The organism is Variovorax sp. OV329 (genome assembly GCF_900114785.1).
GTDB lineage: Bacteria > Pseudomonadota > Gammaproteobacteria > Burkholderiales > Burkholderiaceae_C > Variovorax.
Genome location: NZ_FOUG01000004.1, coordinates 373112 through 388817 on the forward strand (window position 1 = coordinate 373112; position 15706 = coordinate 388817).

Genomic DNA, 15706 nt, shown 5'->3' on the forward strand with positions numbered 1-15706 from the left:
TCATAAAAAATCCATATGGATCGCGCCAATGGCACTGGGCCAAGGCCGGATTGGTTACGCCCGAAGCCTCAAACCTAAAATCAGGGTTGTCTTTCTCTTGCAGGGCCTTGCGCCCGCCCCTCACAACATGAACGTCATCCGCTTCACCGATCTGTGTGCCCAGGGCAAAGTCGCCGGGCAACGCGTGTTCATCCGCGCCGACCTCAACGTGCCGCAGGACGACACCGGCCGCATCACCGAGGACACGCGCATCCGCGCCTCGGTGCCCTGCATCCGCCAGGCGCTGGACGCCGGCGCGGCGGTGATGGTCACCTCGCACCTGGGCCGTCCCACCGAGGGCGAGTTCAAGCTGGCGGATTCGCTGGCGCCCGTGGCCACCCGCCTGGGCGAGTTGCTGGGCCGCGAGGTGCCGCTGGTCTCCAACTGGGTGGAAAACGGCGTGGACGTGAAGCCCGGCCAGGTGGTGCTGCTGGAGAACTGCCGCCTGAACAAGGGCGAGAAGAAGAACGACCCGGCGCTGGCGCAGAAGATGGCCGCCCTGTGCGACATCTTCGTGCATGACGCCTTCGGCACCGCGCACCGTGCCGAGGCCTCCACCTACGGCATCGCGCAGTACGCCAAGCTGGCCTGCGCCGGCCCGCTGCTGGCGGCCGAGATCGACGCCGTGACCCGCGCCCTGACCGACCCCAAGCGCCCGCTGGTGGCCATCGTGGCCGGCTCCAAGGTCAGCACCAAGCTCACCATCCTCACCAGCCTGGCCGACAAGGTGGACCAGCTCATCGTGGGCGGCGGCATCGCCAACACCTTCATGCTGGCCGCGGGCCTGCCCATCGGCAAGTCGCTGGCCGAGCCCGACCTGCTCGACCAGGCCAAGGCGGTGATCGAGGCCATGCGCGCACGCGGCGCGGCGGTGCCGATCCCGGTGGACGTGGTCTGCGCTAAGACCTTCGCCGCCGACGCGCCCGCCACGGTGAAGGACGCGACGGACGTGACCGAGGACGACCTGATCCTGGACATCGGTCCCAGGACGGCTGAAATGCTGGCCGCGCAACTGCGCCAGGCCGGCACCATCGTGTGGAACGGCCCGGTGGGCGTGTTCGAGTTCGACGCCTTCGCCAAGGGCACCGAGGCCATCGCCCGTGCCATTGCCGAGAGCAGCGCCTTCTCCATCGCCGGCGGCGGCGACACCCTGGCTGCCATCGCCAAGTACGGCATCGAGGACAAGGTGGGCTATATCTCCACCGGCGGCGGCGCCTTCCTGGAAGTGCTGGAGGGCAAGACGCTCCCGGCCTTCGAGATCCTGAGCCGCCGCGCGCAGGAGCAGTGAAGAAGTCCCGGGCCGTGCGCCTCGTTCCGCAGGAAGAATCGCGCCCGGGCCGGAGCCTATTCGGTCCCGGAATTTCAGTTATTCGTCACGAATATCACATGGTGCAATGATATATTCCCATGTGAGATAAGCATAACGACTCACCCAGGAGACCCTGCACCATGGCCGCTGTCCGCCTTCCCCGCCACGCCACCAAGATCGTCGCCACCCTCGGCCCGGCGACCAACACGATGGAAATCATCGAGCAGATGATCCATCACAAGGTGAGCTGCATGCGGCTGAACTTCAGCCACGGCACCGCGCAGGACCACATCGACCGCGCCGCCATGGTCCGCGAGGCCTCGCGCCGCGCCGGCCGCGAGATCGCCATCATGGCCGACCTGCAGGGGCCCAAGATCCGCGTGGGCAAGTTCGCCGAAGGCCGGGTGCAGCTGGACGCGGGCGCCAAGTTCGTCCTGGATGCCGCCCGCACCGAGCTGGGCGACATCAGCGCCGTGGGCCTGGACTACAAGGACCTGCCGCGCGACGTGAAGCCGGGCGACCGCCTGCTGCTCAACGACGGCCTGATCGTGCTGAGCGTGGATGCGGTGCGCGGCGACGCGGTGCACACCACCGTTCGCCTGGGCGGCGTGCTGTCCAACAACAAGGGCATCAACAAGCAGGGCGGCGGCCTGACGGCCCCGGCGCTGACGGCCAAGGACATGGAGGACATCAAGACCGCCATGAGCTTCCAGGCCGACTACGTGGCCGTGAGCTTTCCCAAGAGCGCCACCGACATGGAGATGGCCCGCCAGCTGTGCAACGTGGCGGCGGCCGAGTTCGGCCACCGTCCCGCGCTCATCGCCAAGATCGAACGCGCCGAGGCCATTCCCAAGCTGGAAGAAATCCTGCGCGCCAGCGACGGCATCATGGTCGCGCGCGGCGACCTGGCGGTGGAGGTGGGCAACGCGGCCGTTCCGGCGCTGCAGAAGAAGATGATCCGCATGGCGCGCGAGATGGACAAGGTCGTCATCACCGCCACGCAGATGATGGAATCCATGATCAGCAACCCGGTGCCCACCCGCGCCGAGGTGAGCGACGTGGCCAACGCGGTGCTGGACGGCACCGACGCCGTCATGACCTCGGCCGAGACCGCCTCGGGCAAGTATCCGCTGGAGACGGTGCAGGAGATGAGCCGCATCTGCGAAGCCGCCGAACTCGCCGAGGACAAGCGCCTGGACGCCGACTTCAGCGGCCAGGACTACAGCCGCATCGACCAGTCCATTGCCATGGGCGCGCTCTTCGTGGCGCACCACCTGGGCGCCAAGGCCATCGTGGCGCTGACCGAATCGGGCTCCACTCCGCTGTGGATGAGCCGCCACCGCGCCCACATCCCCATGTACGCGCTGACCTCGCGCCTGGCGACGCAGCGCAAGATGGCGCTGTACCGCAACGTGCGCCCGCTGCTGATGGACACCGAGACCGATCGCGACACCGCCCTGGCGCAGGCCGAGGCGCACCTGAAGCGCCGGGGCATCGTGCAGAGCGGCGACGTCTACGCCATCACCTGCGGCGAGCCGATGGGCGAGCCGGGCGGCACCAACATGCTGAAGATCTGCAAGGTGGCCTGAGGGCCACGCCTGCGGCGTCCTGCTCAGCCGTTGCGGAACAGGAAGCTGTAGGCGTTCAGGGCGGGCACGCCGCCCAGGTGTGCATACAGCACCTTCGAGCCGGGCGGGAATTCGCCCAGGCGCACCTTCTCGATCATCCCGTGCATCGACTTGCCCTCGTACACGGGGTCGGTCAGCATGCCCTCAAAGCGCGCGCTCAGGCGGATCGCCTCCAGCGTGCCCTCGTTGGGCAGCCCGTACTCGGGGCCGCCGAAGCGGGTGTCCAGGACCACGTCCTTTGCGGTGATGTCCTGCTCCAGCTCCACCAGTCCGGCCGTGTTCTTCGCGATGCGCATGCCGATCAACTGCTTTACCTGCCCGGCGTGCGGCAGATCCGGACCTTCGTGGTGCTCAAGGAAGTGCTGTCGACCACGCAGTTGCCGCTTTAGACCACTCAGGGCGTGGGTCTTTGGAGGCTTGACAGGGGTCCAGTCCTACGCCCCCCCTCGGTAGAATCGAGACAGTTTTTCACCGTCTCCCCACTATTCCCGCGAGGTAATCCCATGGCTCTCGTCTCGATGCGCGAACTGCTCGACCATGCCGCCGCCAACGGCTACGGCATCCCGGCCTTCAACGTCAACAACCTCGAACAGGTGCAGGCCGTGATGGAAGCGGCCAAGGAAACCGGCGCGCCGGTGATCCTGCAAGCCAGCGCGGGCGCCCGCAAGTACGCCGGCGAAGCCTTCATCAAGCACCTGATCCAGGCGGCCGTCGAGATGTACCCCCAGATTCCGCTGGTGATGCACCAGGACCACGGCCAGACCCCCGAGATCTGCCAGGGCGCGATCGACCTGGGCTTCGGCTCGGTGATGATGGACGGCTCGCTGCGGGCGGACGGCAAGACGCCGGCCGATTTCGCCTACAACGTCGACGTCACCCGCCGCGTGGTCGACATGGCCCACAAGGTGGGCGTCACCGTCGAGGGCGAACTGGGCTGCCTGGGCAACCTCGAGACCGGCGACGCCGGCGAGGAAGACGGCATTGGCGCCGAGGGCAAGCTCAGCCACGACCAGATGCTGACCGACCCCGAGGAAGCGGCGCAGTTCGTCAAGGCCACCCAGCTGGACGCGCTGGCCATCGCCATCGGCACCAGCCACGGCGCCTACAAGTTCAGCCGCAAGCCCACCGGCGACATCCTGGCGATCTCGCGCGTGAAGGAAATCCACAAGCGCATCCCCAACACCCACCTGGTGATGCACGGCTCCTCGTCGGTGCCGCAGGAACTGCTGGCCATCATCAACCAGTACGGCGGCAAGATGAAGGAAACCTACGGCGTTCCCGTCGAGGAGATCCAGGAAGCCATCAAGTACGGCGTGCGCAAGATCAACATCGACACCGACATCCGCCTGGCCATGACCGGCGCGGTGCGCAAGTTCCTGGCCGAGAACCCCGACAAGTTCGACGCGCGCGAATGGCTCAAGCCGGCGCGCGAGGCCGCCAAGCAGGTCTGCAAGGCGCGCTACATCGAGTTCGGCTGCGAAGGCCAGGCCGGCAAGATCAAGGGCGAGAGCCTGCAGGTCGTCGCCGCCAAGTACGCCAAGGGCGAACTGGCGCAGGAAGTGGTCTGAGCCCCTCGCCTGATTCCGCCTGAGTTCACCCAGCCACCGTTCGCGGTGGCTTTTTTCCGCGCGCACAATCCGCATTCCCGCCTGTCACACGTTCCAGCCCCATGACCACTGTCCACACCTCCTCCATCCAGAGCCTGCCCCTCCTTGCGCGCGGCAAGGTGCGCGACAACTACGCGGTGGGCAACGACCGCATCCTGATGGTGGCGAGCGACCGCCTCTCGGCCTTCGACGTGATCATGGGCGAGCCGATTCCCGGCAAGGGCGAGATCCTGACGAAGATGGCGCTGTGGTGGTTCGACCGCCTGGGCCACCTGTGCCCCAACCACCTGACCGGCGAGGCGCCCGAGAGCGTGGTCACGCCCGCCGAGGTGCCGCAGGTGCAGGGCCGCTCCATGCTGGTCAAAAGGCTGCGCCCCGTGCCGGTGGAGGCGGTGGTGCGCGGCTACCTGGCCGGCAGCGGCTGGAAGGAATACCAGGACAGCCGCTCGGTGTGCGGCGTGCCCCTGCCCGAGGGCCTGACCAACGCGGCCAAGCTGCCGCGCCCGATCTTCACGCCGGCGGCCAAGGCCCAGGCCGGCGAGCACGACGAGAACATTCCCTATGAGCGCGTGGTCGAGATCGTCGGCCCGGCGATGGCCCAGCAGATCCGCGAGACCAGCATCGCCATCTACGAGACGGCGGCGGCCATCGCCCTGCAGAAGGGCATGATCATTGCCGACACCAAGTTCGAGTTCGGCCTGGACGAGAACGACCAGCTGGTGCTGATGGACGAGGTGCTCACGCCCGACAGTTCGCGCTACTGGCCGGTGGAGGGCTACGAGCAGGCCCTGGCCAACGGCGAGAACCCGCCCAGCTACGACAAGCAGTTCGTGCGCGATTGGCTGGAGGCGGTGCGCATCCACGGCAAGCCCTGGGACAAGACGCCGCCGGCGCCGCGCCTGCCGGCCGAGGTGATCGAGAAGACGGCAGCCAAGTACCGCGAGGCCCTGGAGCGGCTGACCGCCTGATCCGCCTGGGGCGGCGGCCCGGGGAAGCGGCCAGGGCCCGGGAACGGGCCCACCGCGGCGCTCGCGGAATGTGAATAGATCACAAAACTCGCGGCAATACTCACTGCCTACTAGAACAGCAAATTTCCATACTTGCCTCATCTGGATGGATGAGGAGTACGAGATGGAAATGAACAGCGTGATCGAGGTTTCACGTGCTGCTTTCGGCCTCGGCAGGGTCAGCGCGCCGCCTCCCGACAGCCTGCAGGCCGCCATGCTGGCCCGCGTGCTCGACGAGATCGACCATGGCCTGATCCTGGTCGACCTCACCGGCCGCATCCTGCATGTGAACCATCCGGCGCGCTGCGAGCTGGGCTCGGCCCAGGCCTTGTGCGAGCGCGACGGCATGCTGTGGGGCAGCGACGACAACCGCCATCGCCAGGTCCGCCAGGCGCTCAAGGACGCTGCCCATGACGGCCGCAGCATCGTCGAGCTGGAGCACCAGGACACTTCGCTGTCGCTCGCCTTCATTCCCATGGCCTCGCTGCCCGGCGGGCGCGTCGACACGGTGCTGATCATGTGCAGCAAGCGCCAGAACTGCGCCACGCTGACCATGCAGATGTTCGCCCGCGCCAACCGCCTGACCCGCGCCGAGCAGAACGTGCTGCGCCAGCTGTGCGACGGCCACCGCGCCGAGGAGATCGCCGGCCTGCAGGGCATCCGCGTGTCCACGGTGCGCACCCACATCAAGAGCGTGCGGGAGAAGACCGGCTCCAACAGCGTGCGCGAGATCGTGCACCGCCTGGCACGCATGCCGCAGGTGGTGTCGGCCGTGCGCATGGGCGTGCACGAGCAGGCCTGAGACGTGACGGCCGCCGGCGCGACAGCGCCGTGCAAGGCATGGGCCTTATAGTCGGGCGCATGCCGTCGTCCGCCTTGCGTCGTCCGGCGCCGAATCCGCCGGCGCACCTCACCCTCCTCACCCCCGCGGTCGACCGGCTCGCGGCATTGGGCACCCAGCGCCGCTACCGCAAGAACACGGTGCTGATCGAGGAGGGCGACTCCGGCGACTCGATATACATCGTCCTGTCCGGGCAGCTGCGCGCCTATGTTTCCGACTCGCGTGGCCGCGAGATCACGCTGGGCCTTCACGGCCCCGGCGAATACGTGGGCGAGATGTCGCTCGATGGCGGCCTGCGCTCGGCCAGCGTTCAGGCGGTAGAGCCCACGGTGTGCGCCGTGGTGACGCGCGAAACGGTGATGCGCCACATCGCCGACGACCCCGATTTCACTCAGGCGCTCATCCAGCGGCTGATCCGCCGCGCGCGCCTGGCCACCGAGAGCGCGCGCAGCATTGCCCTGCTCGATGTCTACAGCCGCCTTCGCGCCATGCTCGAGCGCCGCGCCCAACCCCAGGGCGACGGCACCCGCCAGATCGCCGAGCGCCTGACGCACCAGGCCATCGCCAGCGAGATCGGCTGCTCGCGCGAGATGGTGAGCCGCCTCCTCAAGGACCTGGAGGAGGGCGGCTACCTGGCCGTGATCGACCGCCACCTGGTGCTGATGCGCGACCTGCCGGCGCGCTGGTAGCCTCAAGAAAAGCCCGGCCTGCCGCTCAGGCCGGTGAAGGCGAAGCGCATCAGGTCGCCGATCGCGCCGGCGCTGAATGCCCCGCACGACACCCCGCCGGCCAGGGACAGGCCTAGCTCGAAAGTCGTGCTCGCCGTGCCTGTCTCGTCAGAGGCACCTGCGCTCAAGGCTGGCTTGCGCGGACAATCGACCATCTGGCATTCTTGTGGCTATTTGAAACAATTTACCTAGGCCCGAGTATCTGTTGGCACCGGCCTTGCGGGAACAAGAAGAACATGAAGAATCCGGTGCCCATCCTGTGCTCACACGGCGCCCATCCAAGGATCAGGCCTTGAGCTCCTGCCCCAATTGCGGCGCCCCGCGCGAGGCGAACCACCGCTTTTGCCCTAGCTGTGGCGCGCGACTGGATGCGCAGCGTGAACTCAAGCAGGTGACGGTGCTGCTGGCCGACCTGTGCGGCTCCACCGAGCAGGTGGTGCGCACCGACGCCGAGGGCGGGCAGGCCTACCTGGACCAGGCGCTGCGCCTCATGTCCGAGGCCGTGAGCGCCTACGGCGGCACGCAGGTGCAGTGGCGCGGCGACGAGCTGCTGGCGCTGTTCGGCGCGCCGGTGGCGCAGGAAGACCACGCGCTGCGCGCTTGCCTGGCTGCTGTTGCCATGATCGATGCGATGAAGGCACGGAGCTCGCCCGACTCGCCCATGGCGGTGCGCATCGGCATCGATTCGGGCGAGGTGATTGCCGGCCCGGGCAGCGGCGACCTGGCCACCAGCTACCGCGTCGACGGTGCACCAGTGCACCTGGCCTCACGCCTGGAGAAGCTGGCGCCGCCAGCCAGCGCCTACATCAGCGGCAACACCCAGCAGATGGTGCGCGGCCAGGTCGACGCGCGGGCGCTGGGCGAGCGCGTGCTGCGCGGCTTCAGCACGCCGGTGGAGCTGTTCGAGCTTGCCGGCGGCCTGCAGGATTCGGCCGCCGGTCCGCTGGCGCGGCGGCGCTTCCTGGGTCCGATGGTCGGGCGCACGCGCGACTTCGACGCGCTGGCCCGGCTGGCCGACGAGGTGCGCCGCACCGGCCTGCGCACGGTGGGCGTGCGCGGCGACGCCGGCATCGGCAAGTCGCGGCTGCTGGCCGAATTGCTGGCCCAGCTGGGCCAGACGGGCTTCACCACCGTGTCGGTGACGGCGCGCAGCTACGCCAGCCAGGCGCCCTACAGCCTGGTGGCCGACATCGTTCGCGCGCTGCAGGCCACGGTGCCCGCTGGCGCCGGGGCCTCCCAGACAGCCACCGATGCAGCCGTCAGCGATCCTCAGGCCGACGCCCTGCATGCGGCCGCCCTGGCCGACCTGCTGGGCACCGGCCAGTCCGGCGAAGCCTGGAAGACGCTCACGCCCAACCAGCGCCGCGAGCACCTGGCCAGCACCTTCGTGCGTCTGGTCCATGCCAGCGTGGGCGGTGCGCCGGCGGTGCTGCTGCTGGAGGACATCTTCCTGGCCGATTCGAGCAGCCTGCGCTTGCTCGAATCGCTGCCGCGCCGCCTGAAGGCCCAGCCCCTGCTGATCCTGATGAGTTACCGCCCCGACTTCAGCCACCGCTGGAACGAGGCGCCCTGGTTCGTCGAGCATTGCGTCGCGCCGCTGGCGGCCGCCGACCTGTCCAGCCTGGCCGACGAGTTGCTGGGCGGCGACCCCAGCCTGGCCGACACCCGGGCCGCGCTGCTGGAGCGCGCCGGGGGCAACCCGCTCTTCCTGGAACAGCTGGTGATGACGCTGGTGGATGCCGGCAGCCTGCTGGGATCGCCCGGCGCCTACCGCCGTGCGCCTGCGGAGGTGCTGCTGCGCGTGCCGGCCTCCATCCAGACCATCATCGGCGCGCGGGTCGATCGCCTGCCCGAAGGAGTCAAGGCGAGCCTGGAGGCGGCCGCGGTCATCGGCGAGCCCATCGATGCAGACCTGGTGGCCGCGGTGCGCGACGTTCCGCGGGCCGATGCCGAGCGTCACCTGCGCCACGCCATGTCCGGCGGGCTGGTGGCCAGCGATGCCTCGGGCAGCGACTACGCCTTTCGCCACGGGCTGGTGCAGGAATCGGTGCTGGCCAGCCTGACGCGCATCCGCCGCCGCCAGCTGCACCAGTCGGCCTTCGAGGCCTACCAGGGCCGCGCCACTGCGCAGGCGCCGGTGCAGGCCGCGGTGCTGGCCCACCATGCCTTCCACGGCGAGCAGTGGCAGCCGGCGGCCGAGTACGCGCTGCGGGCGATGGCGCGCTCCATCGAGCGCTCGGAGAACAAGGATGCGTTGCGCGTGTTCGAGCTGGGCCTGGACGCCGCGCGCCGCATCGAGGCCGAGGACACCATGCTGTCCTGCGAACTGGCACTGCGCGTGGAAGCGCTGGGCGCGCAGATGGCGCTGGGCCAGTTCGACGCCATCGTCTCCAACCTGGAGCGTGCCGAGAGCATCACGCTGGCGCTGGGCGATACGCGCCGGCAGGCGGCGGTGTCGCTGCAGCTGGCGGTCACGCTGTGGGCTCGCGGCAGCTACGAGCAGGGCCTGTCGGTGGCCACGCAGGCCGGCCAGGCAGCCGAGGCGGCCGGCAGCCGCAGCCTGCACATGGCCGCCACGCAGGCGCGCATGATGCTGCACCACGGGCTGGGCCGTTATGTCGAAGCCACCGAGGACGCAATGGCGGTGGCGCGCGACTTCGAGGTCGAGCTGCAGGCCCGGCGCCTGTTCCCCGGCTGGGCCGTGATGGCCTCCACCAACCTGCACGCCTTCATCGCCGACATCATGACGCTGCGCGGCGATTTGAAGGCGGCGCAGATGTCCTGCGATGCGGGCTATGCCGAGCTGGAGGAGCAGGACCACCCCTTCTCCCGCGTGCTGCTCGACTTCTCGCAAGGCGAACTGCTGTTGGCTGCAAAGCGCCCGGCCGAGGCCGCTGCCCTCTTCCAGACCGCGCTGGAGATGTGCCGCACGCACGAGATCTCCAACATGTATCCCGCCATCCTGGCCCACCTGGGCGGCGCGCTCGCCTTGGCCGGCCGCCCGGCCGAGGCGCTGGCGCTGCTGGAGCCCGCGGTGGCGCAGAAGCTCTCGCGCGCGGGCGGGCGCTACAACGAGTACTACTTCCCCTATTTCCACGGCATCGCCCTGCAGGCGGCGGGTCGCCTCGACGAGGCGCTGGCGGCGGCGCGGCAGGCCTGCGAAGCGGCGGCCTCCTTCAAGCAGCGCGGCCACGAGGCGCGCTCGCTGCTGCTGCTGGCCACGCTGGAGCAGCGCACCGGCCGCGAGCACGAATCACAGCAGCACCTGGCGCAGGCGCTGGCGCTGGCCCGGGCCTGCGGCATGGAGGACTTCATGGACCAGGCGGCGCAGGCCCACCATGCGTGAGCGCTGCCCCATGCGGGCCCTGGGCGCGCGCCTGCGCTACCGCGGCGTCGCCGCCATCATCCACCAGCCCGACCTGCTGCGGCTGCTGGCCTGGGTGGCCCGCAAGCAGCCCTGGTTCGGCCGCCTCATCCAGGCGGCGGCGACCCGCGCCGACGTGGTCAGCACCTTCGAGCGCTCGCTGGCCTTTTCCAGCGTCTCGCACCGCCCCAACCTGATCGCGGGCGACTTCGTCATCGGCATGGAGACCGGCGTGCGCCACGCTGCGGAGCGGGCGCTGCTGCAGGCGCAGTTTCCGCCCGCGCAGGACTTCGGCGCGCATGCCGCGGCCGAGGCGCGACGGCGCAGCGACGCGCTGCTGGCCGGCCCGGCGCGCGTCTTCGACCTGATCGACGACTACATGGTGCCGCTGGCGTGGCAGGGGATCAGCGGCGCCTTCGGCGCGCGGCTGCCGCACCTGGAACCCGGCGACCCGATGCTGATGAACCTGCGCTACCTGGGCGCGCATCTCATCGTCGGCCCGGTGGCCACCGAGGCGGTGCAGAAGCGCGCGCGAGAAAGTGCCGCCGAGGTCAACGCCTGGGTGCGTTGGCACATCGAGCCGCTGCGCGAGGCGTGGACGCACGACGGCTTCGCGCCGGACCGCGAGGCGGTGGCGCGCAACGTCGTGGGCATGCTGTGGGTCGGGCACCCGGCCACGACGCAGAGCGGGGCCCTGGTCATGCAGGAGCTGCTGCCGCGCTGGCGCCATCCGGAGGTGGCCGAGTTCGTGGAACGCGTGCGCCGCCACGACGACCCCTGGAGCGATCCCTCGCTGCGCCAGCAGGCCAGGGACCAGGTGCTCGAAGCCCTGCGCATGCGGCCGCCCTTTCCCATCCTCACCCGCGCCGTGAAGCGCGACACCCTCACCGGCGCCCACGGCGAAGGCAGTGCGAAAGGCGGCGGGCGCTACACCGTGATGGGCATCGGCGCCATGTCCGACCCGGCCGCTATGCAGGACCCGGAAGCCTTCCGCCCCGGCCGCCAGTTCAAGGACCCGCGCGACCGCTTCCTCATGTTCGGCTGGGGCGCGCGGCAGTGCCCGGGCCGCGACCCGGTGGTGGAGATCCTGGCCAGCGCGCTGCTGGGCATCGTGCGCTTGCCGGGCCTGGACTGGGCCGATCCGCCGTGGCGACGCGTGCAGTTCGACGGGCCGATCATCTCGGGCCTGCGGCTGCGCTTGCGCCCCGGGAAAGGCTGAGCACGCCATGGCCATCCAGCAGATGATCTGCTTCGTCACGCCCGACGCACCGCCGCAGGTGCCCCGGAGCGTGACGCGCCGCATCGACGCCATGTGCACGGCGATCGGCCGCATCCACTTCGCCACGCTGGCCTTGCTGCCGCCCGCGCCCGGCGCCTCGGCCCTGGCGCCGGGCTCGCTGATGCTGGAGATCGTGGTCGACGAGGACCTGCTGCTGCCCGACCTGGTGGACCTGATGCTGGACCACGCCTTCGGCGCCCTGTGGCAGGTCTACAAGGGCGGCTGGAGCGGCCCGCCGCAGGCCGACCCGGGCACCAAGAGAACATGGCTGAAGGCCTTCCTGCTCGACCATGCCTACGTGGCGGACGGCGGTTTCGTCGGCGCGCGCGACCGCAGCGTGGCGCAGGTGCTTGCCGAAGACGAGCTGTTCAGGGCCGCGCGCAAGGACCTGCATGCCTTGCCGACAGCCGAGCGGCCCGGCGATGCGCGCGCGCTGGGCGAGCGCATGGCGCGCTGGGCCCGCGACAAGGGCTTCAAGTGGGTGGCCGGCCCGGCGCCGCGCTCGCGCTGGCGCAAGGGGCCCGGATTCGGCGCGGCGGACTGGGTGTCGCTCATGGTGCGCCTAGTGGTGCCGGTGTTCGCGCTGCTGGGCTTCCTGTATGCGCTGGGCTGGGCCACGCTGTTCTCGGCCGACCTGCTGCACGGCATGGGCCTGTCGATGCCGCGCGAGCTTTCGTCGGCGGTGGTGCTGGCCGGCATCACCATCGTGCTGGCGCTGGTGCCGCTGCTGGCTGCGCTGCTCACCGGCAGCGGCATCGTCGCCCTGGCGGGGCTGTTCGCCGGCTACGCGGTGGTTGCGGTGTGGATCCTGGTGTCGGGCACCTTCAAGGCCATCGGCGAGGGCAACCTGCTGTGGCCCACCTGCTCGACCAACCAGGGCCTGCTGGGCTTCCTGGGGGTGCTGGCCTTCGCCTTGTCGGCGGCGATGGTGGCGCTAGTGCCGGTGCTGCTGAAATTGCGCGCGCCGCCCTTCTTCCCCTGGCTGGCGACGGGCGTCGCCATACTGGTGCTGCTGGTCCTGTCGTGGGCCTCCAGCCAGCTCATGTTCGGCGCCATGGAGGCCTACCGCAGCTGCAACGGCCAGCCCGCGCAATGGCAGCTGGTGCGGGACGCATCGACCTCCGCCCGGCTGGCCTGGTCGCTGGTCGCGCTGCTGCTGGTGGTTGGCGTGTCGGGCCTGATCCTGGTCTTCGCGACGCGGCTGGGACCCTGGCTGCTGCGCCGCTCCGACAGCCTGAACCGCCCCGGTCCGCTGCCGCCGCTGCCCGCTCACCAGGTGCATCCCAGCATCCAGGAATGCGAGGCGGCGCTGGCGGCGAAGACCAGCCACATGATCAGCCTGACCGAGATCCGCCGGCCCTACTGGCTGTTCCGCTGGGTGCTGCGCTTCTGGCTGTGGTTCTTCAGCGTGCTGGGCGACCTGGTGTTCACCGAAGGCGTGCTGGGCCGGGCGCACGGCATCAAGTTCGGCCACTGGCACATCATCGACGACGGGCGGCGGCTGCTGTTCTGCAGCAACTTCGACAGCGCCTTCGGCGGCTACCTGGACGAGTTCATCCAGGGCGCGACCGAGGGCGTGAACCTGATCTGGCGCAACAGCGAGCTGCGCCCGCGCGAGGCAGCGCGCGAAGACCAGCCGACGGTGGAGCTCGCACGCAGCTTCCCGCCCACGCGCCTGGGCATCTTCCGCGGCTGCAAGGCCGAGCAGGCCTTCAAGGCCTACACGCGGGCCAGCATGCTGCCGCACCTGCACCGCTTCGAGGCCTACACCCTGTCCAACCAGGACATCGAGCGCGCCACCCGCCTGCACGAGGCGCTGCGCGGCACCCGCACCGCGCTCAAGGACGACCAGATCGCGAGGGCACTGGAATCATGATGATGCTGACGACGAAGAAGGACGAGGCGCAGGAAAGCTTCCGGCAGGGCTTCGACGACATCCCGGCCATCGTGGGCACCGGGCTGCCGCAGCTGCGCCGGGCGCGCTACCTGCTGGTGCAGGTGCAGGAAGCGCGCGCGGCTCGCCAGTGGCTGCGCGAGCTGATGAACAGCGCCGTCGTGCACAGCCTGGCGCGCGTGCGCGCCCGCGCGGCGCCGCGCAGGAAGCCCAAGGAAGGCCCCGGTCCCAAGCCTTCGCGCGACGTGCGCGAGATGGTCACGCTGGCCTTCAGCCACGCCGGCCTGGGCGTGCTGGGCCTGAAGGAGGACAAGCGCTTTCCCTTCCCCACCGCCTTCGCGGCCGGCGGCGCCAGCGCGCTGCGGCGACGCCTGCTGGGCGACGCGCAGGAGCCGGCCTGGCAGTGGGGCGACGTGGCCTCGGACGCTGCCTTCCAGGCCCACATCTTCGTGGCCCACTACTGGAGCGAGACGGATGTGCCTCAGCCGCTGGCGTTGCTCGACCCGGCGCGCCTGCCGGCTGGCCTGCGTGCCCTGAGCGTGGCCAGCTGTCCCAGCTACATTGCCGCACCCAGCGCGGATCCGGCCGTGTTCGAGCCCTTCGGCTTTCGCGACGGCATCGGCCAGCCGGTGATCGAGGGCATGGGGCTTTCGCGGGCGGAGAAGAAGGCCCGGGACGAGTCCGCCGGGCTCTTCGACGACCGGCTGATCCAGCCCGGCGAGTTCGTGCTCGGCCAGGTCAACGAATACGGCGAGCGTGCCTACTGCCCCAACGTGGAAGGCTGGCCGCGCAGCGCCTCGGCCGAGTCGGGCTTCGCCCGCAACGGCACCTACCTGGCGGTGCGCCAGATCGAGCAGCACGTGGCGGTGTTCAACCGCTTCACCGCCGATCATTCGGTGCCCATGATCGGCAACCTGATGGTGGGCCGGCGCAAGCCGGACGCGAGCTGCCCGCACGAGGCCGGCTACTCGGTGCTGGGCAGCACGGTGCCGCCTTCGGAGATCGACGCCTTCCGCTACCTCACGCTGGACGCCAACGGCCTGGAGTGCCCGCGCGGCGCCCATGCGCGGCGCGCCAACCCGCGCGACGCGCTGGGCCTGCGGGTGGAAGACGGCATCGCCGGGGCCAAGCTGCATCGGCTGCTGCGGCGCGGGCGCGTGTACTCCGAAGGCTGCACGCAGGCTTCGGGCGCCGATGCCTGCGAAGGACACCCGGCGGGCCGCGAAGGCGACACGCCCTGCGGCCGCGGCCTGATGTTCGTGGCGCTCAACACCGATTTCGAGCGGCAGTTCGAGTTCGTGCAGAAGAGCTGGCTCGCCGGCTCGCGCTTCGGCGACCTGTCCGACGAGCAGGACCCGCTGCTGGGCACCGACCCGCAGCGCAGCTTCAGCGTGCAGGGCTGCCCGGTGGGCGAGCGCATCGGCCCGCTGCCGCGCTTCACCACCGTGCGTGGCGGCGGCTACTTCTTCGCGCCCAGCCTCACGGCCCTGCGCTGGATGGTGCAAGAGAAGGAAATGGCGGCGCTGCAGCCCGCCTGAAGGCGTGCGCCGGCTGCGCTACTTGTTGCTGCCGTCCAGCTTGGCCAGGGTCTGGCCTCGGGCATCGAGCAGGATCAGTTCATTGCCTGCCAGGCTGTAGCTGGCAGTGGCCTGGAGCGCGGCGAGGAAACGGGTCTCCAACTGGCCACGCGAGGGGTCCAGGCAGGCCATGCGGGTGGAGGCCAGTGGCCCGATCTTCAGCTGGGTGCCGCTGCGCTGGAAGCTGCCCGAGATGCGGTTGCAGCCGCCCGAGCCGCTCACACGCTGGCTGCCGCCGTCGAACATCACCTGCACCGCCTGCCGCGGGTCATCGCTGGGGATCACCGGCTGCGAGTCGATGCTCGCCAGCTTCCAGGTGCGCGCCTCGATCGGCTGGTCCAGGCTCACGCTGGCGCATCCGGTGGCCGCGACTGCCAGCAACACAAGGGGCAGGGCCAGCCGGCCGGCGGCAAGTCGCGCAAGAAATCGCATG

12 protein-coding genes and 2 pseudogenes are annotated in these 15706 nt (G+C 69.9%); 11 read left to right on the forward strand and 3 right to left on the reverse strand.

Annotation, left to right across the window (positions count from 1 at the left end; translation table 11 throughout):
* Window positions 1-127 precede the first annotated feature (127 nt).
* Both BM345_RS09165 and pyk read left to right on the forward strand, forming a co-directional pair.
* Window positions 128-1327: a phosphoglycerate kinase gene (locus BM345_RS09165; protein ID WP_093378164.1), complete on the forward strand. Its 1200-nt coding sequence runs from the start codon at window positions 128-130 to the stop codon at window positions 1325-1327.
* Between the two features lie 161 nt (window positions 1328-1488).
* Window positions 1489-2937: a pyruvate kinase gene (pyk, locus tag BM345_RS09170; RefSeq protein WP_093378167.1), complete on the forward strand. Its 1449-nt coding sequence runs from the start codon at window positions 1489-1491 to the stop codon at window positions 2935-2937.
* Window positions 2938-2960: 23 nt separating this feature from the next.
* Here the strand turns inward: pyk and BM345_RS09175 are convergent.
* A pseudogene (locus BM345_RS09175) lies at window positions 2961-3272 on the reverse strand (aminocyclopropane-1-carboxylate deaminase/D-cysteine desulfhydrase family protein); the annotation flags it as partial.
* Here BM345_RS09175 and BM345_RS30085 point away from each other — a divergent pair.
* The 5 genes and pseudogenes from BM345_RS30085 to BM345_RS09195 form a co-directional block, all read left to right on the forward strand.
* Window positions 3270-3365, forward strand: a pseudogene (locus BM345_RS30085) (Lrp/AsnC family transcriptional regulator); the annotation flags it as partial. The pseudogenes BM345_RS09175 and BM345_RS30085 overlap by 3 nt on opposite strands.
* Before the next feature lie 114 nt (window positions 3366-3479).
* Window positions 3480-4544 carry a class II fructose-bisphosphate aldolase gene (fba, locus tag BM345_RS09180; protein ID WP_093378170.1) on the forward strand — a complete coding sequence of 355 codons (1065 nt, stop codon included), beginning with the start codon at window positions 3480-3482 and terminating at the stop codon, window positions 4542-4544.
* A gap of 101 nt (window positions 4545-4645) precedes the next feature.
* Entirely contained in the window at window positions 4646-5551 is a 906-nt protein-coding gene (locus BM345_RS09185) for a phosphoribosylaminoimidazolesuccinocarboxamide synthase (protein ID WP_093378172.1), read from the forward strand.
* Window positions 5552-5714: 163 nt separating this feature from the next.
* Window positions 5715-6392: a helix-turn-helix transcriptional regulator gene (locus tag BM345_RS09190; RefSeq protein ID WP_175544951.1), complete on the forward strand. Its 678-nt coding sequence runs from the start codon at window positions 5715-5717 to the stop codon at window positions 6390-6392.
* Window positions 6393-6451: 59 nt separating this feature from the next.
* Window positions 6452-7120 carry a Crp/Fnr family transcriptional regulator gene (locus BM345_RS09195; RefSeq protein ID WP_093378177.1) on the forward strand — a complete coding sequence of 223 codons (669 nt, stop codon included), beginning with the start codon at window positions 6452-6454 and terminating at the stop codon, window positions 7118-7120.
* Window positions 7121-7122: 2 nt separating this feature from the next.
* On the opposite strand, the gene BM345_RS09200 is transcribed toward BM345_RS09195, so the two are convergent.
* Window positions 7123-7314: a hypothetical protein gene (locus BM345_RS09200; RefSeq protein ID WP_093378180.1), complete on the reverse strand. Its 192-nt coding sequence runs from the start codon at window positions 7312-7314 to the stop codon at window positions 7123-7125.
* Between the two features lie 137 nt (window positions 7315-7451).
* On the opposite strand from BM345_RS09200, the gene BM345_RS09205 reads away from it, so the two are divergent.
* Genes BM345_RS09205 through BM345_RS09220 form a run of 4 tightly spaced genes read left to right on the forward strand, consistent with a single transcriptional unit; the run spans window position 7452 to window position 15234 of the window.
* Entirely contained in the window at window positions 7452-10505 is a 3054-nt protein-coding gene (locus BM345_RS09205) for an ATP-binding protein (RefSeq protein WP_139237487.1), read from the forward strand.
* Complete coding sequence (locus BM345_RS09210; protein ID WP_093378185.1) at window positions 10498-11742, forward strand: cytochrome P450; 1245 nt, start codon at window positions 10498-10500, stop codon at window positions 11740-11742. Before BM345_RS09205 ends, BM345_RS09210 begins: the two co-directional genes overlap by 8 nt.
* A 7-nt stretch (window positions 11743-11749) precedes the next feature.
* A complete protein-coding gene (locus BM345_RS30090) occupies window positions 11750-13678 on the forward strand; it encodes a hypothetical protein (protein ID WP_093378187.1) in 1929 nt (642 codons plus the stop codon).
* A 2-nt stretch (window positions 13679-13680) separates the two neighbouring features.
* The gene (locus tag BM345_RS09220; RefSeq protein WP_175544952.1) at window positions 13681-15234 is read left to right on the forward strand and encodes a Dyp-type peroxidase; all 1554 of its coding nucleotides are present in this window, start codon (window positions 13681-13683) and stop codon (window positions 15232-15234) included.
* A gap of 18 nt (window positions 15235-15252) precedes the next feature.
* On the opposite strand, the gene BM345_RS09225 is transcribed toward BM345_RS09220, so the two are convergent.
* On the reverse strand, window positions 15253-15705 hold the full coding sequence (locus BM345_RS09225) for an META domain-containing protein (protein WP_093378192.1): 453 nt from the start codon (window positions 15703-15705) through the stop codon (window positions 15253-15255).
* Window position 15706 lies beyond the last annotated feature (1 nt).

Coding starts and splice junctions, on each gene's coding strand:
- BM345_RS09165 (WP_093378164.1), top strand. CDS start 128: ATGAACGTCATCCGCTTCACCGATCTGTGTGCCCAGGGCAAAGTCGCC.
- pyk (WP_093378167.1), top strand. CDS start 1,489: ATGGCCGCTGTCCGCCTTCCCCGCCACGCCACCAAGATCGTCGCCACC.
- fba (WP_093378170.1), top strand. CDS start 3,480: ATGGCTCTCGTCTCGATGCGCGAACTGCTCGACCATGCCGCCGCCAAC.
- BM345_RS09185 (WP_093378172.1), top strand. CDS start 4,646: ATGACCACTGTCCACACCTCCTCCATCCAGAGCCTGCCCCTCCTTGCG.
- BM345_RS09190 (WP_175544951.1), top strand. CDS start 5,715: ATGGAAATGAACAGCGTGATCGAGGTTTCACGTGCTGCTTTCGGCCTC.
- BM345_RS09195 (WP_093378177.1), top strand. CDS start 6,452: ATGCCGTCGTCCGCCTTGCGTCGTCCGGCGCCGAATCCGCCGGCGCAC.
- BM345_RS09200 (WP_093378180.1), bottom strand. CDS start 7,314: ATGGTCGATTGTCCGCGCAAGCCAGCCTTGAGCGCAGGTGCCTCTGAC.
- BM345_RS09210 (WP_093378185.1), top strand. CDS start 10,498: ATGCGTGAGCGCTGCCCCATGCGGGCCCTGGGCGCGCGCCTGCGCTAC.
- BM345_RS30090 (WP_093378187.1), top strand. CDS start 11,750: ATGGCCATCCAGCAGATGATCTGCTTCGTCACGCCCGACGCACCGCCG.
- BM345_RS09220 (WP_175544952.1), top strand. CDS start 13,681: ATGCTGACGACGAAGAAGGACGAGGCGCAGGAAAGCTTCCGGCAGGGC.
- BM345_RS09225 (WP_093378192.1), bottom strand. CDS start 15,705: ATGCGATTTCTTGCGCGACTTGCCGCCGGCCGGCTGGCCCTGCCCCTT.